Source organism: Vibrio sp. Vb1574, from assembly GCF_033338675.1.
Genome location: NZ_JAWOTC010000033.1, coordinates 33,276 through 52,802 on the forward strand (window position 1 = coordinate 33,276; position 19,527 = coordinate 52,802).

General features: G+C 45.0%; 16 protein-coding genes. 14 read left to right on the forward strand and 2 right to left on the reverse strand.

Going from position 1 to position 19,527, the window contains the following annotated elements; genetic code table 11:
- Positions 1 to 135 precede the first annotated feature (135 nt).
- The 11 genes from pepB (at position 136) to R7O12_RS17670 (ending at position 12,309) form a co-directional block, all read left to right on the forward strand.
- A complete protein-coding gene (pepB, locus tag R7O12_RS17620; RefSeq protein WP_151514537.1) occupies positions 136 to 1,434 on the forward strand; it encodes an aminopeptidase PepB in 1,299 nt (432 codons plus the stop codon).
- 95 nt (positions 1,435 to 1,529) lie between these two features.
- Positions 1,530 to 1,955: a nucleoside-diphosphate kinase gene (gene ndk / locus R7O12_RS17625; RefSeq protein WP_005381702.1), complete on the forward strand. Its 426-nt coding sequence runs from the start codon at positions 1,530 to 1,532 to the stop codon at positions 1,953 to 1,955.
- 373 nt (positions 1,956 to 2,328) lie between these two features.
- Positions 2,329 to 3,456: a bifunctional tRNA (adenosine(37)-C2)-methyltransferase TrmG/ribosomal RNA large subunit methyltransferase RlmN gene (locus R7O12_RS17630; RefSeq protein WP_017633913.1), complete on the forward strand. Its 1,128-nt coding sequence runs from the start codon at positions 2,329 to 2,331 to the stop codon at positions 3,454 to 3,456.
- Positions 3,457 to 3,891: 435 nt separating this feature from the next.
- Positions 3,892 to 4,842, forward strand: coding sequence for a cytoskeleton protein RodZ (rodZ, locus tag R7O12_RS17635; protein WP_136976155.1), 951 nt, complete (start codon positions 3,892 to 3,894; stop codon positions 4,840 to 4,842).
- A 6-nt stretch (positions 4,843 to 4,848) separates the two neighbouring features.
- A complete protein-coding gene (gene ispG, locus R7O12_RS17640) occupies positions 4,849 to 5,967 on the forward strand; it encodes a flavodoxin-dependent (E)-4-hydroxy-3-methylbut-2-enyl-diphosphate synthase (protein ID WP_005381699.1) in 1,119 nt (372 codons plus the stop codon).
- Between the two features lie 26 nt (positions 5,968 to 5,993).
- Positions 5,994 to 7,262, forward strand: a complete 1,269-nt coding sequence (hisS, locus tag R7O12_RS17645) for a histidine--tRNA ligase (protein WP_005381698.1) — start codon at positions 5,994 to 5,996, stop codon at positions 7,260 to 7,262.
- A 126-nt stretch (positions 7,263 to 7,388) separates the two neighbouring features.
- Entirely contained in the window at positions 7,389 to 8,003 is a 615-nt protein-coding gene (locus R7O12_RS17650; RefSeq protein WP_005381697.1) for a YfgM family protein, read from the forward strand.
- Positions 8,004 to 8,015: 12 nt separating this feature from the next.
- Positions 8,016 to 9,176 (forward strand): outer membrane protein assembly factor BamB, encoded by a 1,161-nt coding sequence (bamB, locus tag R7O12_RS17655; RefSeq protein WP_005381696.1) that lies wholly within the window; start codon positions 8,016 to 8,018, stop codon positions 9,174 to 9,176.
- 167 nt (positions 9,177 to 9,343) lie between these two features.
- Positions 9,344 to 10,840, forward strand: a complete 1,497-nt coding sequence (gene der, locus R7O12_RS17660) for a ribosome biogenesis GTPase Der (RefSeq protein WP_017820569.1) — start codon at positions 9,344 to 9,346, stop codon at positions 10,838 to 10,840.
- 59 nt (positions 10,841 to 10,899) lie between these two features.
- Positions 10,900 to 11,775, forward strand: a complete 876-nt coding sequence (locus R7O12_RS17665; protein WP_025768864.1) for a metal-dependent hydrolase — start codon at positions 10,900 to 10,902, stop codon at positions 11,773 to 11,775.
- A 309-nt stretch (positions 11,776 to 12,084) separates the two neighbouring features.
- Positions 12,085 to 12,309, forward strand: a complete 225-nt coding sequence (locus tag R7O12_RS17670; protein ID WP_005381691.1) for a zinc ribbon domain-containing protein — start codon at positions 12,085 to 12,087, stop codon at positions 12,307 to 12,309.
- Positions 12,310 to 12,322: 13 nt separating this feature from the next.
- Here the strand turns inward: R7O12_RS17670 and xseA are convergent, their stop codons facing one another.
- Positions 12,323 to 13,654, reverse strand: a complete 1,332-nt coding sequence (gene xseA, locus R7O12_RS17675; RefSeq protein WP_062730731.1) for an exodeoxyribonuclease VII large subunit — start codon at positions 13,652 to 13,654, stop codon at positions 12,323 to 12,325.
- 231 nt (positions 13,655 to 13,885) lie between these two features.
- Here xseA and guaB point away from each other — a divergent pair, with 231 nt between their 5' ends.
- The 3 genes from guaB (at position 13,886) to R7O12_RS17690 (ending at position 18,499) form a co-directional block, all read left to right on the forward strand.
- On the forward strand, positions 13,886 to 15,352 hold the full coding sequence (gene guaB, locus R7O12_RS17680; protein WP_017633908.1) for an IMP dehydrogenase: 1,467 nt from the start codon (positions 13,886 to 13,888) through the stop codon (positions 15,350 to 15,352).
- Positions 15,353 to 15,451: 99 nt separating this feature from the next.
- Positions 15,452 to 17,005, forward strand: coding sequence for a glutamine-hydrolyzing GMP synthase (gene guaA, locus R7O12_RS17685; protein WP_005381685.1), 1,554 nt, complete (start codon positions 15,452 to 15,454; stop codon positions 17,003 to 17,005).
- 306 nt (positions 17,006 to 17,311) lie between these two features.
- Positions 17,312 to 18,499: a tyrosine-type recombinase/integrase gene (locus R7O12_RS17690; protein ID WP_025576694.1), complete on the forward strand. Its 1,188-nt coding sequence runs from the start codon at positions 17,312 to 17,314 to the stop codon at positions 18,497 to 18,499.
- A gap of 170 nt (positions 18,500 to 18,669) precedes the next feature.
- Here the strand turns inward: R7O12_RS17690 and ptuB are convergent, their stop codons facing one another.
- Positions 18,670 to 19,476 (reverse strand): retron Ec78 anti-phage system effector HNH endonuclease PtuB, encoded by an 807-nt coding sequence (gene ptuB, locus R7O12_RS17695; RefSeq protein WP_318126170.1) that lies wholly within the window; start codon positions 19,474 to 19,476, stop codon positions 18,670 to 18,672.
- Between the last annotated feature and the right edge of the window lie 51 nt (positions 19,477 to 19,527).

Sequence of the window (19,527 nt, forward strand, 5' to 3'; positions counted from 1 at the left end):
ATTCTTACTAAAAAAAGCGGACCTTTAGGTCCGTTTTTTTATCCAATTGACATTTTTGCCCTACATAATGCTAACATCCGTGAGTTATTAAAAAGAAGCAGCGTAGGCAACGCTGCTATAAGACAAGGAGAAACCATGTCTACACAGATGTCTGTATTTTTAAGTCAAGAGTCGGCAGCACCACATTGGGGTGAAAAAGCACTGCTTTCATTCGCTGAAAACGGCGCAACTATTCACTTAGGTGAAGGTCATGATCTCGGCGCAATTCAACGTGCAGCTCGTCAGCTAGATGGCCAAGGAATTCGTTCTATTTTTCTTTCTGGTGATAACTGGGATCTAGAGAGCGTATGGGCTTTCCACCAAGGGTTCCGTAACCCTAAAAAACATGGCTCAGTTGAGTGGGCAGCATTGTCTGATGAAGATCAAGCAGAGCTTCAAGCTCGTATTACTTCGACTGATTTTACCCGCGATATTATCAACAAAACGGCAGAAGAAGTTGCTCCTCGTCAGCTAGCGACAATGGCTGCTGAATTCATCAAATCTGTTGCGCCGAAAGGCACGGTGACAGCACGTATCGTCAAAGACAAAGACTTGTTGGCAGAAGGTTGGGAAGGTATTTACGCAGTAGGCCGTGGTTCTGAGCGTACTTCTGCGATGCTTCAGTTAGACTACAACCCAACTGGTGACGAAAACGCACCTGTATTCGCATGTCTTGTGGGTAAAGGCATCACCTTTGATTCCGGTGGTTACAGCTTGAAGCCTTCTACCTTCATGAGTGCTATGAAAGCAGATATGGGTGGCTCGGGTACTATCACTGGTGGCCTAGGATTAGCTATCTTGCGCGGTTTAAACAAGCGCGTAAAACTGATCTTGTGTTGTGCTGAGAACATGGTTTCTGGCCGTGCCCTTAAGCTTGGCGACATCATCACTTACAAAAACGGCAAAACCGTTGAGATTATGAATACCGACGCGGAAGGTCGCTTGGTGCTTGCAGACGGTCTTATCTACGCCAGTGAGCAAAAGCCTGAGTTAATCATTGACTGCGCGACGCTAACAGGCGCAGCGAAGAATGCGTTAGGTAACGATTACCATGCGCTAATGAGCTTTGATGATGAGCTATCGCATCAAGCGCTTACGGCGGCAAGCCAGGAAAAAGAAGGCTTGTGGCCGCTACCACTTGCTGATTTCCATCGAGAAATGTTGCCATCTAATTTTGCCGATTTATCGAATATCAGCTCTGGTGATTATTCTCCAGGTGCAAGTACTGCAGCTGCGTTCTTGTCTTACTTCGTTGAGGACTACAAAAAAGGCTGGTTACATTTCGACTGTGCGGGTACGTATCGTAAAGCCGCTTCTGATAAATGGGCTGCGGGAGCAACGGGTATGGGTGTCCGTACACTTGCTCGTTTCCTCAATGAGCAAGCTGGAAAATAAGATTGATTGTAGCACTCTCTTGTTTGAGTGCTGCTCTTACCCAGTAAGTCACTTTAAAAGCACAACTATTATTACAAGTACAGAAAGGAAATTTTATGGCTCTAGAAAGAACATTTTCAATCATTAAGCCTGATGCTGTAGAGCGAAACCTAATTGGTGAAATCTACAATCGTATTGAAAAGGCTGGCCTACGTATCATCGCTGCCAAAATGGTTCACCTGACAGAAGATCAGGCAAGCGGCTTTTATGCAGAGCATGAAGGTAAAGAGTTTTTCCCTCCTCTAAAAGAGTTCATGACATCTGGTCCTATTATGGTTCAGGTATTGGAAGGCGAAAATGCGATTGCACGTTACCGCGAGCTAATGGGTAAAACCAACCCAGAGGACGCGGCATGTGGCACTTTGCGTGCTGATTACGCACTCAGCATGCGTCACAATTCAGTTCATGGTTCAGATAGCCCTGAGTCTGCCGCTCGTGAAATTGAGTTTTTCTTCCCTGAATCAGAAGTTTTCTCTCGCTAACTCGTTCATGCATCACTTTTGCGTGATGATCTAGTTCGTAATAACCTCGGAATTGTCCGAGGTTTTTTATTCCGCGTTCTCCATTTCATCGGCTAGTTCATTCGTAAGTACTCGCGAAGACGTTGGCTAATCTGAGCACCTTACAGGGGGGAAAGCTTAGTTACGTGTGTTTCTTCTCACTGCTTTCTCTGCACCACTTCTACGCTTTTGCTGTCGGTTGTCTAATCATTATTCTCACCGTAAAGTCTGATTGAAATTTAATCGTTTTTATTTTAATGCCTTAGCAAACTCAAGGTCTTACACCCCTTGTTGTAGCTGAATAAAGGCTGTACAATTCGCGCCCTTATTCTTGTTTCAGTCATTGAGAGGCAACATGACCACTGAAAAAATCAATCTACTCGACTTTGATCGCAAAGGCATGCGTCAGTTTTTCGCGGAAGAACTTGGCGAGAAAGCGTTTCGTGCCGATCAGGTTATGAAGTGGATCTACCATTTCGGTGTAGATGACTTCGAAAAAATGACAAACATCAACAAGAAGCTGCGCGAAAAGCTTTTACACAAGTGTGAAATTAAAGCACCAACTGTAGCAGAAGCTCAGCATTCTTCAGACGGCACGATCAAGTGGGCAATGAAGGTTGGTGATCAGGATGTAGAAACGGTTTACATTCCAGAAGATGATCGCGCAACGCTTTGTGTATCTTCTCAAGTAGGTTGTGCATTGGAATGTAAGTTCTGCTCAACAGCACAGCAGGGCTTTAACCGTAACTTGAAAGTTTCAGAGATCATCGGTCAGGTGTGGCGTGCTGCACGTGAAATTGGTCTTGAGAAAGAAACAGGCCGTCGCCCAATTACGAACGTCGTGATGATGGGCATGGGTGAGCCGCTTCTTAATATGAAGAACTTGATTCCTGCATTGGAGTTAATGCTGGATGACCTTGGCTTTGGTTTGTCGAAGCGTCGCGTAACCGTATCAACATCAGGTGTCGTTTCTGGTCTTGATCAGATGACGGGCAAAATCGACGTTGCGTTAGCGATCTCTCTTCATGCGCCAAACGATAAGCTGCGTAGTGAAATCATGCCAATTAACGATCGTTGGGATATTCAAGATTTCCTAGCATCCGTTCGTCGTTACATTGCTTCATCGAATGCAAACCGTGGCAAGGTAACAGTCGAGTACGTGTTGCTTGATCATGTGAACGATGACATGGACCATGCACGCGAGCTGGCTGAATTGATGAAAGACACACCATGTAAGATTAACTTGATTCCGTTTAACCCGTACCCAGGTTCACCTTACAAGAAACCAAGTAACTCACGTATTGATCGCTTCCAAAAAACATTGATGCAATACGAGCACACAGTTACGGTTCGTAAAACACGTGGTGATGACATTGATGCCGCATGTGGTCAGTTGGTCGGTGATGTAATTGACCGAACTAAACGTACGGCAATGCTGAAAGCGTCACGCGGTGCCGATACCATTGAAGTGAAAGCTGTATAAACGACCGGAATTCAAAAATAGCCAGAGCCATTCGCTCTGGCTATTTTGTTTATTGTTTAGGACATTTTCGCCAAGATTTGGGACTATCACTCTTCAACCTAAGGTTATTTGGGTATAATTTCGAATTCCTTTGTCAAAGTTTGGACAAAAGCTTGAGCTATCTGTTAGTTTGAGTGTAAAGAGTTTTTGTCTTCGTTGCGCATTCGCTTATCATGATATGTAACACTAACGATGACACCGATAATTCTCAGCACTTTCTCACATACGTTTTGCTGATTTTTGCAAAACGGGTATTCGCACTCAGATCGCTGAGAGTTTCTTAAAATTATTATTTTTGGTTAACGCGTTTTGGCTAGCTATCTTTAAAGAGGCTTAAGAACAATAACGAAAATACATGACCACGTTAGCCACTAAAACAGATTAAATACCGCCATTATGACAGAACACGAAAATACGAATGAAGTGCCACTCTCTATTGAAGCTGGCACATTACTGAAAAACAAACGTGAATCCTTGGGAATGAGCCAAAAGCAAGTTGCCGATCGCCTGAGGCTTCGCATTTCTGTGATTGAAGATATTGAAAATAACCGATTTGAATCTCAACAAGTCGCGACATTTACGCGTGGTTACTTACGCTCTTACGCAAAATTCGTAGGTCTTGATGAGAAGGTGGTTTTGACGGCGTTAGAGCAGACTGCCGATGCTCAGCCTCAAGAGCAAGAAATTGAAATGCAAAGCTTCTCTCGTAAAACAAAAGACGAGAAGCACAATAGCCGTATTATGCTCCTTACTTGGGTTATCGGGCTGGTCATTATTGGCATTTCAGCGGCATGGTGGTGGCAAAACCAACAAGAGAATAGCCTAACTAAGGAAGTAACGGATTCAAGTGTTGAAGCGCCGCAGCCCACTGCTCAAGAATTAGCTGATATCGATTTGATGACGGCTGAAGAGTTAATCGCAAGCACTCCTGAAGAAGTTGCTTCAACTAATGAAGGCGTTGCTGAATCGACTGAAGCACCCGTTGAGCAAGGGGCGGATCCTTTGCTGACTGAAACTGAAAATACAACAAGCGTAGATTCTGAAGAACCTGTTGCCGTGATTGAAGCGGCGGAAGAGGAACAGCCTGCGCCAGTAGTACCTGAAGGCATGACACTTCTTACTATGAAGTTTAAAGCGGACTGTTGGATTCAAGTAAAAGACACCAATGGTAAAACGCTGGTAAGTGGTACTCATAAGCCAGGACAAGATGTAGAACTTACCGGAAAAGCGCCATTTAAAGTGATATTAGGCGCACCGGAAGGGGTTACAATGACATTTGCAAGTGAACCTGTCGACCTTTCTGGGTATACTTCAGGCAAAGTAGCTAGATTCACTCTACCGTTATAAAAAATTATGCAACACGAATCTCCAATTATTCGTCGTAAATCGACGCGTATTTATGTGGGTGATGTGCCAATTGGTGATGGTGCGCCAATTGCAGTACAGTCAATGACTAACACTCGCACGACTGACGTAGAAGCGACAGTCGCTCAAATCCGAGCACTAGAAAAAGTCGGCGCAGATATCGTTCGAGTTTCTGTGCCTACGATGGACGCAGCAGAAGCTTTCAAACTGATTAAACAGCAAGTTTCTGTACCATTAGTGGCTGATATTCATTTCGACTATCGTATCGCGCTGAAAGTTGCGGAGTACGGAGTTGACTGTTTACGTATCAACCCAGGTAACATCGGCAATGAAGAGCGCATTCGCGCTGTTGTTGATTGCGCTCGCGATAAAAACATCCCGATCCGTATTGGTGTCAATGGTGGATCTTTGGAAAAAGACCTACAGATGAAATACGGTGAGCCAACGCCAGAAGCCTTGGTTGAATCGGCGATGCGTCACGTAGACCATCTCGATCGTCTTAACTTTGACCAATTTAAAGTTAGCGTGAAAGCTTCAGACGTTTTTCTTGCGGTGGATTCATATCGTCTGCTGGCGAAGAAAATCGATCAGCCTCTTCATTTAGGTATCACAGAGGCGGGTGGTGCTCGAGCTGGCGCTGTTAAGTCATCTGTTGGCTTAGGTATGCTGTTATCTGAAGGGATAGGCGATACGCTGCGTATCTCTTTGGCTGCCGATCCAGTTGAAGAAATCAAAGTCGGTTTCGACATCCTTAAATCTCTGCGCATTCGCTCTCGAGGCATCAACTTTATTGCGTGCCCAAGCTGCTCACGCCAAGAATTCGATGTGATTGGTACGGTGAATGCACTGGAGCAACGTTTAGAAGACATCATCACGCCAATGGATGTGTCTATCATCGGTTGTGTGGTAAACGGCCCTGGTGAAGCAGAAGTTTCTCACTTAGGTCTAGCAGGTAGTAACAAGAAGAGCGCATTCTACGAAGATGGTAAACGCCAGAAAGAGCGCTTTGATAACGATGACCTTGTGAATAAGCTAGAAGCTAAGATCCGTGCGAAAGCAGCTATGATGAATGGCGAAAACCGCATCGAAGTTAAAGTACAAGATTAATCTCAACGAGAATTACGGTAAGTATTGTGGCAAAAACAATTCAAGCAATTCGAGGCATGAACGATTGCCTCCCAACTCAGTCGCCACTGTGGCAAAAATTAGAAAACACAGTGAAAAATGTAATTAGCGCATACGGTTATAACGAAGTGCGCATGCCAATCGTTGAAGAAACAAACCTATTCAGCCGCGCTGTTGGTGAAGAAACAGACGTCGTTTCAAAAGAAATGTACACCTTTGATGACCGTAACGGCGACAGCCTAACACTTCGCCCAGAAGGTACGGCGGGTTGTGTACGTTCATGTATCCAAAACAGCCTGATCAACCGTGATGAACAGCGTCTGTGGTACATGGGACCTATGTTCCGCCATGAACGTCCGCAGAAAGGTCGTTACCGTCAATTCCACCAGTGTGGTGTTGAGGTGTTTGGTCTAAATGGTCCAGATGTTGATGCAGAGCTTATCATGATGACGGCGCGTTTATGGCGTGAGCTAGGTATCAATGAACATGTCCGTCTTGAGCTGAACTCTATCGGTTCTCAAGAAGACCGCGCAGACTACCGTACTGCACTGGTTGCATTCCTTGAGCAACATATTGATGTGCTAGATGAAGATTGTAAGCGTCGCATGCACACGAACCCACTGCGTGTTCTGGATACGAAGAACCCAGACGTTCAAGCTATTTTAGGTGATGCGCCTCGCCTTTCAGATTACTTGGGTGAAGAATCTAAAGCACACTTCGCAGGTCTATGTGAACTTTTAGACGCCGCAGGTATCAAATACACAGTTAACGAACGTCTAGTTCGTGGTCTGGATTACTACAATCGCACGGTATTTGAGTGGATCACTGAGAGCCTAGGTGCTCAAGGCACTGTATGTGGCGGTGGTCGTTACGATGGCCTTGTAGAGCAATTAGGTGGTAAACCAACACCAGCGGTTGGCTTTGCAATGGGCCTAGAGCGTCTAGTACTGATGCTAGAAACGTTGGAACTGACAGACGTTCGTCGCAGTGTTGACGTGTACGTAGTCACTGCGGGTGAAGGCACCATGATGGCAGGAATGAAGCTAGCAGAACAGCTTCGCGAGTCTGTTCCAGGCGTTCGTGTGATGAATCACTTCGGTGGCGGTAACTTCAAGAAACAGTTTAAACGCGCAGACAAAGTTGGTGCTGTTGTAGCATTGGTTCTGGGCGAAAACGAAGTTGCGGATAATACCGTAGTACTGAAAGACTTAGCTGGTGGTGAGCAAGAGACTTACAACCAAGCAGAAGTTGCAGAAAAGATCGCAGCACTGATTTAAGTCTTTTAGTAATCTAACAAAATTACATCCTAGTTCGTAAGCTAAGGCTCCCAAATGTGGAGCCTTTAAACGAAATAGGAACAATGGCAGCTAAGCTGCCATTTACATGTTTTAAGAGGACAGGAAGTGGAACTTTACGATACTGAAGAACAACAAGTTGAAGCCATTAAAGACTGGTGGAAGGAAAACGGCAAAGCCGTCATCATCGGTGCGGTTGTTGGTTTAGGTGGTCTATTTGGCTGGCGTTACTACCAGGATTCTGTGATTCAGGCGAGTGAAGCAGCTTCTCAAAGCTACACGACAGCAATGAATGCTTTGCAAGACAAAGGCACTGATGCTCAAGCTGACGTGAAAGCTTTCATTGAGTCAAATGAAGTAAAAGAATACTCAGTATTGGCTGCGCTACAACTTGCTAAAGCACAAGTTGAAGCTCAAGACCTTTCTGCTGCATTGGAGCAACTGAAGTGGGCGCAAAGCAACACTCAAGATGCTGCGTTGTTACCATTGATTAGTTACCGCATTGCGCGTATTGAGACGGAAATGGGTAACTTCGACGCTGCAACGGCAGAGCTAAGTAACGTCACTGATACAGCATGGACAGGTCGTATTGCTGAACTTCGTGGCGATATTGCGATTCGCCAAGGTGACAAAGATGCTGCGTACGCTGCGTATACTGAAGCTCAGCAAGCGGCAGATGCAAGCCCGACACTACAAATGAAATTGGACGATCTGGCGAAATAAGGACCGCATTGGATGAAAAGAGTCTTTAAGAAAGCCTTGCTAGGGGCGTTAACAATGGGAGTACTTGCCGGTTGTGCAGGTGAGAAAGACACCATTGTAATGGCGCCACTACCTCAGGTAGACAGTCAGTTTACAACCAGTAGTGAGTGGAGCACATCGGTTGGCGATGGTGTTGGTCATTACTTTTCAAAACTATCCCCTGTATTTGCGAATGATACATTGTTCGTGGCAAGTCGTGATGGCTTAGTAAAAGCGCTGGATCCTGAGAATGGTAAACAACGTTGGCAAACGGACCTAGAAGAAGATGTCATTGCTCGTCTCTCTGGTGGTATCACAGCGGCATACGGAAACCTTTACATTGGCTCTGAGAATGGTGAAGTCATCTCTCTTGACCAAGAAACAGGTGAAATTGTTTGGCGTGTAAAAGTTGGTGGTGAGGTACTGGCGAAGCCAGTTGCAGATTCAGGCCTTATTATCATCAATACTAGCCGAGGCATGTTGATTGCCCTTAATGAGAGTACAGGTGAGCAACGCTGGGCATTGAGTACAGAAGTGCCGAACTTAACTTTACGTGGCGACAGTACTCCGACTGCAATTGGCGGCGGTGTGTTTTGGGGAACGGCAAATGGCCGACTCGCAGCTGCTATCGTTGAGCGTGGTCAGTTGATTTGGCAACAGCCTGTTGGTACGCCAAAAGGCGCGACAGAAATTGATCGTTTGGTTGACGTTGATTCATCGCCAATTGTGCTAGGCGGTACTCTTTTCACCATTGGATACAATGGTCAACTTATCGCCATTGACTTGCGTTCAGCGAACCCGATTTGGAAGCGTAATTACTCATCTGCGACAGACATTTCTACAGATGGTAGTCGCATCTTTGTGATAACGGAAAAAGATCATGTTGTTGCCGTTGATTCACGAAGCGGGACTGAGTTGTGGGAAAACAGCTTGCTTGAGCACCGACAACTTACAGCGCCAGTTATTGTTGGCAATTATCTCGTTGTCGGTGACACGCTTGGTTACCTTCACTGGATGGATCGTTCAACGGGCGAATTTGTTGCGCAGCAGTTTGTCGATGATAGCGGCTTGGCTGTTGGCCCGACGTTATTGTCGGATGGTTATGTGATTACAACTCGCAACGGCGATGTAAAGAAACTAACCATTAACGAATAATATCGTGATATAATTCACATTCGGCTCCTGGCTGGTGACAGCTAGGAGCCGTTTTGTTGTTTGAATTTATTAACCCTGACGTGGTTATAGGTAAAAAGCTGGTTTGATTTGGCATCGAGCAAGTCGTTACCTATAACTACAGAAGAAAGATTATTGTAGAGGTTGTTATGGTACCTGTTGTAGCTCTAGTAGGGCGTCCGAACGTAGGTAAATCTACACTATTTAACCGATTGACTCGCACTCGTGACGCGTTGGTTGCGGACTTTCCAGGCCTAACGCGAGACCGTAAATATGGCCAGGCGAGACTTGGTGAAGAGCACGAATTCATTGTGATTGATACTGGTGGTATCGATGGCACAGAAGAAGGCGTGGAAACAAAGATGGCAGAACAGTCATTAGCCGCGATTGATGAGGCTGATGTTGTATTGTTCCTTGTTGACGGTCGTGCTGGTCTGACACCTTCAGATGAAGCAATTGCGGCGCATCTGCGTAAAATTGAAAAGCCAGCGATGCTGGTAGTAAACAAAATCGATGGTATTGATGCCGATGCGGCGTGTGCTGACTTTTGGCAGCTCGGCGTGGATGATATGTACCAGATTGCGGCTGCTCATGGCCGTGGTGTGACCGCTTTGCTTGAGCGTGCTTTATCTCCATTCTTTGATGATCTACTAACAAGTGAATCTGAAGAAGGTGAGATTGAAGACCTGACTGGATTCGAAGACGAAGAGCCTCTTGTTGAAGATTACACTGAAGAAGACGCAGAAGCTGAATTCAAACGCCTTCAAGAGCAGCCGATTAAGTTGGCGATCATCGGTCGTCCTAACGTAGGCAAATCGACACTGACTAACCGTATTCTGGGTGAAGAACGTGTGGTTGTATACGATATGCCTGGTACAACGCGCGATTCTATCTACATCCCGATGGAGCGTGATGGACGCGAATACGTACTAATTGACACCGCAGGTGTTCGTCGTCGTGGTCGTATCAATGAAACGGTTGAAAAGTTCTCTGTTGTTAAGACGCTGAAAGCGGTAGAAGATGCAAACGTCGTTCTACTGGTGATTGATGCTCGTGAAAATATTTCAGACCAAGACCTAAGCTTGCTTGGTTTTGCACTGAATGCTGGCCGCTCAATTGTCATCGCCGTTAACAAGTGGGATGGTCTAGACAGTGACGTGAAAGAAAGCGTGAAGAAAGAACTGGACCGCCGTCTAGGATTCGTCGACTTCGCGCGTATCCACTTTATCTCTGCGCTGCACGGTACTGGCGTTGGTCACTTGTTTGAATCTATCCAAGAAGCATATAACTCGGCGACAACGCGTGTGGGTACGTCAGTACTGACGCGTATCATGAAGATGGCTGTGGATGATCACCAACCGCCAATGGTTCGTGGTCGTCGTATCAAACTCAAATACGCACACGCAGGTGGTTACAACCCACCGATCGTTGTTATCCACGGTAACATGGTTCGTGAATTGCCAGATTCGTATAAACGTTATCTGATGAACTACTTCCGTAAGTCTCTGGAAATTATGGGAACACCGATTCGCATTAACTTCCACAACAGTGATAACCCATACGAGAACCGTACGAATAAGCTTACGCTATCACAAGAGCGTAAACGTAAGCGTATGATGTCGATGGTGAAAAACCGCAATAAATAATGAAATTCGAATACCCAAGTTTCTACTTGGGTATTTTTTTATCAAAAGTAATCGTAAAAATGACTATCACAGCAACAAAGACTCGTTTTTGTCATCAAACATGGCAATTAGAAGCACAAATACAGCTCGTTCAATATACGGAAGAAGTGACTTACGTTATTACAGATGTCACGCCGTTCCATCCCGTTAGTCACATATGGCCGGATCACCCTGCAGACAAAGGAACGTTGAAGGTGAATGGGGCTGAGCATGACGTAGTAGATTGCCAAGTTGGGGCAGTGGAGCAGGAAAGTGGTGCTCTGTATGTGGGTAGTGACATCCCTGTAAAGCGTGATGCTGAAGGTTGGGTGTTTGTCGTCGTGCATGTTTTATCACGTACGGAATCACTTGTTACTGATGATTTGGTGACATTGGCGGTAGATAAGGATTACCAACGCGCTTTGAGTCGAGGCCACACTGCAGGACACTTAGCGTATTTGGCGTTGAATAAAGTACTAGCGGAAGACTATTGGCGAAAAGACGCAGACCGCAAAGACCCACATGGTTATTATGACTTTAATAGCTATGCACAAGTTACGAGTTATGTTACTCCAGACAAGTGCCTCGATACGTACCGTTTAGGCAAAACACTCCGTAAAAGAGGATTAAACAGTGCAGATATGCTGAATGACCTCCAGGCGATTGCAAAAAAAGTGAATAGCCAACTTGTGGAATGGCTTCGACGAGATGCGATGATCACCATGGAATGCCACGGTGACAGATTAACGGATTCTCGCTATTGGAAGTGCGATTTAGGGGAAGGTCAATTAGCGGTAATCCCTTGTGGTGGAACGCATGCGAGCCATTTAAATGAGTTTGCTTTTATCCAAGTTAAACTCGTTAAGCTCGACGCTCAAACTATCGAAATGCACACCAATGTAAACACTGCTTTTTGAATAAGATCTTTTTATTAAATTCTGATTTTTCGTTTAATTAAATCTCTTTAAGGTTTTTTATTCTCTTTTAAATTGGAATGCAGAATATGTAACTTATGCTTTCGGTGTGTGGTTATATAAATATTCTTTTAAGGGGTGATCGCTGATCAAGGAGTAAATATCAGACGATCAGTATAAGATCCTACGTATCAAGTATGGTTAACGCCTCGTGAAACTTGTTGGGGCGGTGATGAAGATCAACATACTTGTTCGTTATTTTGAGTAGCATGCGTTACTCGAAATTGCTTAGTTTAGAGAGAGGAACGGGATATGCAGCAGAACATTTGCCCGACTTGCAATGTCGAACTGGAATGGACAGGACAATACCATTGTGCACAGTGTGAATCGGATTTTAAAAAAGTAGGTTTTTGCCCTGATTGTGAGGCGGAGCTGGAGAAGCTGCAAGCATGCGGTGCTGCGAGTTACTTTTGTAATGTGTGTAATGAACTCAAATCAAAATCACGTGTCCGATTTGAGTTCCAGAAAGTCAGTTAACCAGAGTTTGTATTCAGTTAACGGTAGAACGAACGTCGCCTTCGGCTAACCGGGTAATCAATACATCTCCCGACTTTACATCTGAAGATTGCGTAATTACTTTACCTTGCTCAGTTTGAGTAATTGAGTAACCTCGTTTCAATGTCGCTAGTGGGCTGACGGTGTCCAACTTTTCTGCGGCAATCGCGAGTTGATGGCGTATAGTCAGTAATTTGCGATCCATTGCATCCATGAGCTTTTGCTCAACACGTTCTAGCTTCGACTTCTGCTCGGCAAGGCGTGTTACAGGAGAATTTAATTGCAGCCGATAATGTTGACGCTCGATTCGCTGTTGACGCAAGGCAATAAAACGACTCATCGCTCGCTGTAAGCGCATGTCCAACTCATCTAACTGTTGCGTCTGACGTTGCAAGCGATAGCTTGGGTGCTGTCTCTCTAGACGGTGCACTAATTGAGTAGATTGCTGCTTTTGTTGTGCTAGGTAGTAACGCATCGCGCTCGCTAACTTATGCTGGCGGGTAACTAAAGCTTGATCTTTGTGGCTGTTATCACGGCTTACTAGCTCAGCGGCTGCTGATGGAGTAGGCGCGCGTACGTCGGCGACAAAATCAGCTATTGTCACGTCAACTTCATGTCCAACGGCGCTAATAATAGGAATTTGGCTTGCTGCAATCGTGCGAGCTAATATCTCGTTGTTAAAGCACCATAAGTCTTCTAATGAACCACCACCTCGGCCCACAATTAGTACATCACATTCATCACGGCTGTTAGCGCGACCAATGGCTTGTGCAATTTGAATGGCTGCGTCCTCACCTTGTACCACTGTCGGATAAATCACAACAGGTAGGGAAGGATCACGACGTTTCAATACGTCTAAGATATCGTAAAGCGCGGCACCAGTTTTCGATGTGATGACGCCAACACGTTTAGGGTGCTCAGGCAAAGATTGCTTATTGATTTGCGCGAACAACCCTTCTGCTGCAAGCTTCATTTTCAGCTCTTCAAACTCTTGTTGAAGACGGCCATCACCTTCCGGTTGCATGCTTTCGATGATCAATTGGTAGTCACCGCGAGGCTCATAAAGAGACAGACGAGCTTTTACTAGGACTTGATTACCGTTAGCGGGTTTGAAAGTAACGCGGCGATTGTTACCACGAAACATGGCACATTTAACTTGAGCGCGAGAGTCTTTAAGAGTGAGGTACCAGTGACCAGAGACAGGAGCTGAAAAGTTGGATATCTCTCCGACGAGCCAAACGATCCCCATTTCGTTTTCAAGGAGTAAACGAACTTCCGCGTTGAGACGAGAAACAGTAAAGATGTTTTGATTGGTCTTGGAGAGCACAGCTAATCTCTTAGACGTGAGTATGGAAATTAGCGGCAATATAATACATAGCAAGGGGGTAATTGCAAGAAAAAAATTAAAAAATTTGTGGTCAAGCGATTGCGTTAACCGTATAATCCCTCCGCAATATCTAATCCAAATGTAGCTAGTTGCTAACGCAGGTTACCCTCATTATGCGAAACGATGAGATTGGATTGTTCTTTTTACTCCTCTAATTGTGAGATATTGCAAATGCTAAGAATTGCCAAAGAAGCGCTGACATTCGATGACGTACTACTTGTGCCAGCACACTCCACCGTTCTCCCAAACACAGCTGATCTTCGCACTCAGCTAACTAAGAACATCACCCTAAACATCCCAATGATTTCAGCGTCTATGGACACTGTTACTGAAGCTCGTCTAGCAATTGCGCTAGCGCAAGAGGGTGGCATTGGCTTTATCCACAAGAACATGTCTATTGAGCAGCAGGCAGCCGAAGTTCGTAAAGTTAAGAAGTTCGAAGCTGGTATGGTAACTGACGCGGTTACTGTAAACCCTGACGCGACCATCGCTGATGTTGTTGCACTCACTGAAAAGCATGGTTTTGCAGGTTTCCCTGTTGTCACTGAGAGCAATGAGCTTGTTGGTATTATCACTGGTCGTGACGTTCGTTTTGTGACGGACCTTTCTAAGAAAGTATCTTCAGTAATGACGCCAAAAGAGAAGTTGGCAGCAGTTAAAGAAGGTGCAACACGAGAAGAAGTGCAAGAGAAAATGCACGAAGCTCGTGTAGAGAAAGTATTGGTTGTGAATGATGAGTTCCAACTAACCGGTATGATTACTGCGAAAGACTTCCACAAAGCAGAACGTAAACCAAACGCATGTAAAGATGAGCGTGGTCGCCTACGTGTTGGCGCAGCCGTTGGTGCTGGCGCTGGTAACGAAGAGCGTGTTGCTGCTCTAGTTGAAGCAGGCGTTGACATTCTACTTATCGACTCTTCACACGGACATTCTGAAGGTGTACTAAACCGCATCCGCGAAACTCGCGCTGCTTACCCAGATCTAGACATCATCGGTGGTAACGTAGCAACTGGTGCTGGTGCTAAAGCACTAATCGAAGCTGGCGTAAGCGCAGTGAAAGTGGGTATCGGACCTGGTTCTATCTGTACAACTCGTATTGTAACGGGTGTGGGAGTTCCACAAATCACTGCAATCGCAGATGCGGCAGAAGTGGCTAATGATTATGGTATTCCGGTTATTGCTGACGGTGGTATCCGTTTCTCAGGTGATATCTGTAAAGCAATCGTAGCAGGCGCATCATGTGTGATGGTTGGTTCTATGTTTGCTGGTACTGAAGAAGCGCCGGGTGAAGTGATTCTATACAATGGCCGTTCTTACAAATCTTACCGCGGCATGGGTTCTCTTGGTGCTATGTCTCAAGGTTCTTCTGACCGTTACTTCCAGTCTGACAACGCAGCGGACAAGCTAGTACCAGAAGGTATCGAAGGTCGTATCGCATACAAAGGCCGTCTAAAAGAGATCGTACACCAACAAATGGGTGGTCTACGTTCAAGCATGGGTCTAACTGGTTCTGCAACTATCGAAGATATGCGTACGAAAGCTGAATTTGTACGTATCTCTGGTGCAGGTATGCAAGAGTCTCATGTACACGATGTTCAAATTACTAAGGAAGCGCCGAACTACCGTCTAGGGAACTAATTACCCAACGGAAACGTTTGCTTTTTCCTTGAAGCATTAAGAAGAGGCGAGTACACTCGCCTCGGTTTTAATCACTTAGCCTTAAAAAGACTGCTCAAAATGACTAAAAATATCCATGACCAACGTATTCTGATCTTGGACTTCGGTTCTCAGTACACTCAATTAGTAGCACGCCGCGTACGTGAAATCGGCGTTTACTGTGAACTATGGAGCTGGGATGTAGAAGAAGCGGATATTCGCGAATTCAACCCAGATGGCATTATCCTATCTGGCGGTCCAGAAAGCGTAACGGAAGAGAACTCTCCACGCGCGCCTCAATATGTGTTTGATTCTGGTGTTCCTTTGCTTGGCGTATGTTACGGCATGCAAACCATGGCGGAACAGCTAGGAGGCAAAGTAGCGGGCTCTAACGAACGTGAGTTTGGCTACGCTCAGGTTAAAGTTTCTGGTGAATGTGCTCTATTTAAAGACCTTGAAGCAACTCAAGACGTTTGGATGAGCCATGGCGACAAAGTAGTAGAGATCCCAGCCGATTTCGTAAAAGTTGGTGAGACAGACACTTGTCCTTACGCTGCGATGGCGAACGAAGAGAAGAAATACTACGGTGTTCAGTTCCACCCAGAAGTGACACACACAAAAGGTGGCCTACAAATGCTTGAGAACTTTGTTCTTGGCGTATGTGGCTGTGAGCGTCTATGGACTTCGGAATCTATCATCGAAGACGCGGTTGCTCGCATTAAAGAGCAAGTGGGTGACGACGAAGTTATCCTAGGTCTATCTGGTGGTGTTGATTCATCGGTAGTCGCGATGCTGGTTCACCGTGCAATCGGCGACAAGCTAACGTGTGTATTTGTTGATAACGGTTTACTTCGTCTAAACGAAGGTCAACAAGTAATGGATATGTTCGGCGACCAATTTGGTTTGAACATCATCAAAGTTGACGCTGAAGAACGCTTCCTAAAAGCACTTGAAGGCAAGTCTGACCCAGAAGAGAAGCGTAAGACTATCGGTCACGTATTCGTAGATGTATTCGATGAAGAGTCTAAGAAGCTGAAAAACGCGAAATGGCTAGCTCAAGGTACGATTTACCCTGATGTAATCGAGTCAGCTGCATCTAAGACTGGTAAAGCGCACGTGATCAAATCGCACCACAACGTAGGCGGTCTTCCAGATGACATGGAAATGGGTCTTGTTGAGCCACTACGTGAGCTGTTCAAAGATGAAGTACGTAAGATTGGTCTAGAGCTAGGCCTGCCTTATAACATGCTTTACCGCCACCCATTCCCAGGTCCAGGTCTAGGTGTTCGTGTTCTTGGTGAAATCAAGAAAGAATACTGTGACTTGCTACGCCGTGCTGATGCTATCTTTATTGAAGAACTGCACGCAGCTGATCTATACAACAAAGTATCTCAAGCGTTCACGGTATTCCTACCAGTACGTTCTGTTGGTGTAATGGGCGATGGCCGTAAGTACGATTGGGTTGTGTCTCTACGTGCGGTAGAAACTATCGACTTCATGACTGCTCATTGGGCACACCTACCATACGACTTCCTAGGTAAGGTATCTAACCGTATTATCAACGAAGTTGATGGCATTTCTCGTGTTGTTTACGACATTTCAGGTAAGCCACCAGCGACTATCGAGTGGGAATAATGCTCCTTTAAGAAAGGTCTAGCATTAACAAGCACTAAATCATACTTAAGTCCGCGTAATTGCGGACTTTTTTTGTTTTTGGCTTAGTCATTTTTGGCAATGTCTGGCAACGCCAAGCACGGTTTGACCGTGGTATTTTGATGGGTATGATTCATCGGTAATGCCATGGATTACGCCCGATACCATGCTGAGTGTTTTTGATGGGGCATGGTATTAATATTTATATCTATCTGTTTTATAAAGATTAATTTCTAGTTTTTTAGAGGTTTTTCAGCATGGTATCAAACAAGAATAATAGGTCGAAACATGCTGACTGATACCAAGCTACGCAATCTCAAACCCAAAGATAAACTTTACAAAGTCAATGATCGTGATGGCCTCTATGTTGCTGTCACTACCGCAGGTTCTATCTCTTTTCGCTACAATTACTCGATCAATGGCAGACAAGAAACCATTACCTTTGGTCGCTATGGAGTAGGAGGCATCACGTTAGCAGAAGCGCGTGAGCGTCTCAATGAAGCGAAGAGAATGGTTACTGATGGAAAGTCACCGGCCAAAGAGAAAGCCCGTGCTAAGGCGAGAGCCAAAGATGCTGAAACTTTTGGTGCCTGGGCTCAGAAATGGCTGCGTGGCTATCAGATGGCTGACTCTACCCGGGATATGCGTCGCTCAGTCTATGCCCGAGAGTTAGAGGGTAAATTTGGCAATCAGAAGCTGACAGAAATCACTCATGAAGATCTGCGAGCATTGACTGACGCGATAGTAGAGCGTGGAGCACCGGCAACAGCTGTGCATACGCGTGACATTGTACTCCAGGTGTATCGTTGGGCGATTGAGAGAGGGCAGAAAGTTGAGAACCCGGCAGACTTGGTGAGGCCCGCCAGTATTGCTCGATTTGAACCAAGAGACCGAACATTAACGCCGGCTGAGATCGGTTTGATGTACCGCTATATGGAAAAGGTAGGTACAACCCCTTCGATTCGTGCTTCGGTAAAGTTGCTGTTGTTGACTATGGTGCGCAAAAGCGAGTTAACCAATGCAACCTGGAATGAAATTAACTTTAGTGAAGCGTTGTGGACGATCCCCAAGGAGAGAATGAAACGACGTAACCCGCACCTGGTATTTTTGTCACGCCAGGCTATGGACATTCTCATCGCCTTAAAGACATTTGCCGGTGGTTCTGATTACATTCTTCCTTCCCGTTATGACTCTGATGCTCCAATGAGTAGTGCGACGATGAACCGAGTCATGGATTTGACATACAAGGCCGCGCAAAAGGAGGGCCAGTCATTGAATAAATTTGGACCTCATGATTTACGTCGAACAGCAAGCACATTGCTGCATGAAGCAGGGTACAATACCGACTGGATAGAAAAATGCCTGGCGCACGAGCAGAAAGGGGTGAGGGCAGTTTACAATAAAGCTGAATATCGAGAGCAACGTGCATCAATGCTACAGGACTGGGCTGATATGATTGATGAGTGGGTTGTTTAACTCGTAATTAAATTAAGAAAACGACTCTTTTCTTCACTCTATCACAACTTGGTAATTTGTTTTGACTTAGAGATTGAGAATTGAGCAAAGTAAGGTTTGGGATAAAATTACAGGGCCAATCTGGTGTGACCGACCCAGCGAACAAGGATTTTATATTGAAGGGTATGGGATTAATCCTCTAGAGCTTTTCTAGCAATCCGATTTTCTCTAACCAATATATCTCTGGTTGTTTGAAAGTAAAGAGGTCCATCTACCCCGGCCCACTTACGCAGCATAAACTTGAATTTGTTTATATCATTTGTTTTTCTGAAGGATGCTATTAATCTTTCTAAACTAAATTGGACTTCTCGTCTTGCAAGATTTAGTCGATCACAATTCAAATTAAGCTTTTCGATAGTAGACTCGAGAAGTTCTGAACTTGTTCCAAAATTGTTGTGTTCAAATGTTTTTAAGTTTGCAGTATCTAAATTAACTTCAAGCTTTCCATCGGCTAGAGAATAGTTAAACATATCACTACTCAAATTATCTTCTAAGGGAGATACAATTTTTCCTAGCCACTTTTTACTTTCTCCATGGTTAGTTTCGAGGTGTTCTTTATATGAATCACATGATTTATTGTCTGGCATAACAAACTGTTCAGTGTTATTTCTATCGGTACCACCAATACACACACCAATAACATTATTCCAGTCCAAGTGCCAATTTGGTTGAGCATCACCTACCACCCAACCAGATTTTGAGTTAAAGTGTTCAACTCTTCTATGATGCTCAAAAACATTATCTTCACATAATTCAATTTCACAGTACGCACAAATATAGTTTTGTTCTGAGAAAATTCTATTTTTTATTTTTTTTGCATCTTTACTTTTATTACGTCGGAAGCTATCCCAAGTATCATCAGGGTTAGATATAGCATAAATAGTAAGCTCATTAGGAGCTTGAGACTTATTGATGGCTTTGTTGCGTAATTCGGACAGAAAACCAAGTCGTCCGAAATTGAATAATTATCAAACAATATACTGAGTTTC

Bases quoted from the DNA above. Each gene is read 5' to 3' on its own strand.
- pepB (WP_151514537.1), top strand. From the start codon at position 136: ATGTCTACACAGATGTCTGTATTTTTAAGTCAAGAGTCGGCAGCACCA.
- ndk (WP_005381702.1), top strand. From the start codon at position 1,530: ATGGCTCTAGAAAGAACATTTTCAATCATTAAGCCTGATGCTGTAGAG.
- R7O12_RS17630 (WP_017633913.1), top strand. From the start codon at position 2,329: ATGACCACTGAAAAAATCAATCTACTCGACTTTGATCGCAAAGGCATG.
- rodZ (WP_136976155.1), top strand. From the start codon at position 3,892: ATGACAGAACACGAAAATACGAATGAAGTGCCACTCTCTATTGAAGCT.
- ispG (WP_005381699.1), top strand. From the start codon at position 4,849: ATGCAACACGAATCTCCAATTATTCGTCGTAAATCGACGCGTATTTAT.
- bamB (WP_005381696.1), top strand. From the start codon at position 8,016: ATGAAAAGAGTCTTTAAGAAAGCCTTGCTAGGGGCGTTAACAATGGGA.
- der (WP_017820569.1), top strand. From the start codon at position 9,344: ATGGTACCTGTTGTAGCTCTAGTAGGGCGTCCGAACGTAGGTAAATCT.
- R7O12_RS17665 (WP_025768864.1), top strand. From the start codon at position 10,900: ATGACTATCACAGCAACAAAGACTCGTTTTTGTCATCAAACATGGCAA.
- R7O12_RS17670 (WP_005381691.1), top strand. From the start codon at position 12,085: ATGCAGCAGAACATTTGCCCGACTTGCAATGTCGAACTGGAATGGACA.
- guaB (WP_017633908.1), top strand. From the start codon at position 13,886: ATGCTAAGAATTGCCAAAGAAGCGCTGACATTCGATGACGTACTACTT.
- guaA (WP_005381685.1), top strand. From the start codon at position 15,452: ATGACTAAAAATATCCATGACCAACGTATTCTGATCTTGGACTTCGGT.
- R7O12_RS17690 (WP_025576694.1), top strand. From the start codon at position 17,312: ATGCTGACTGATACCAAGCTACGCAATCTCAAACCCAAAGATAAACTT.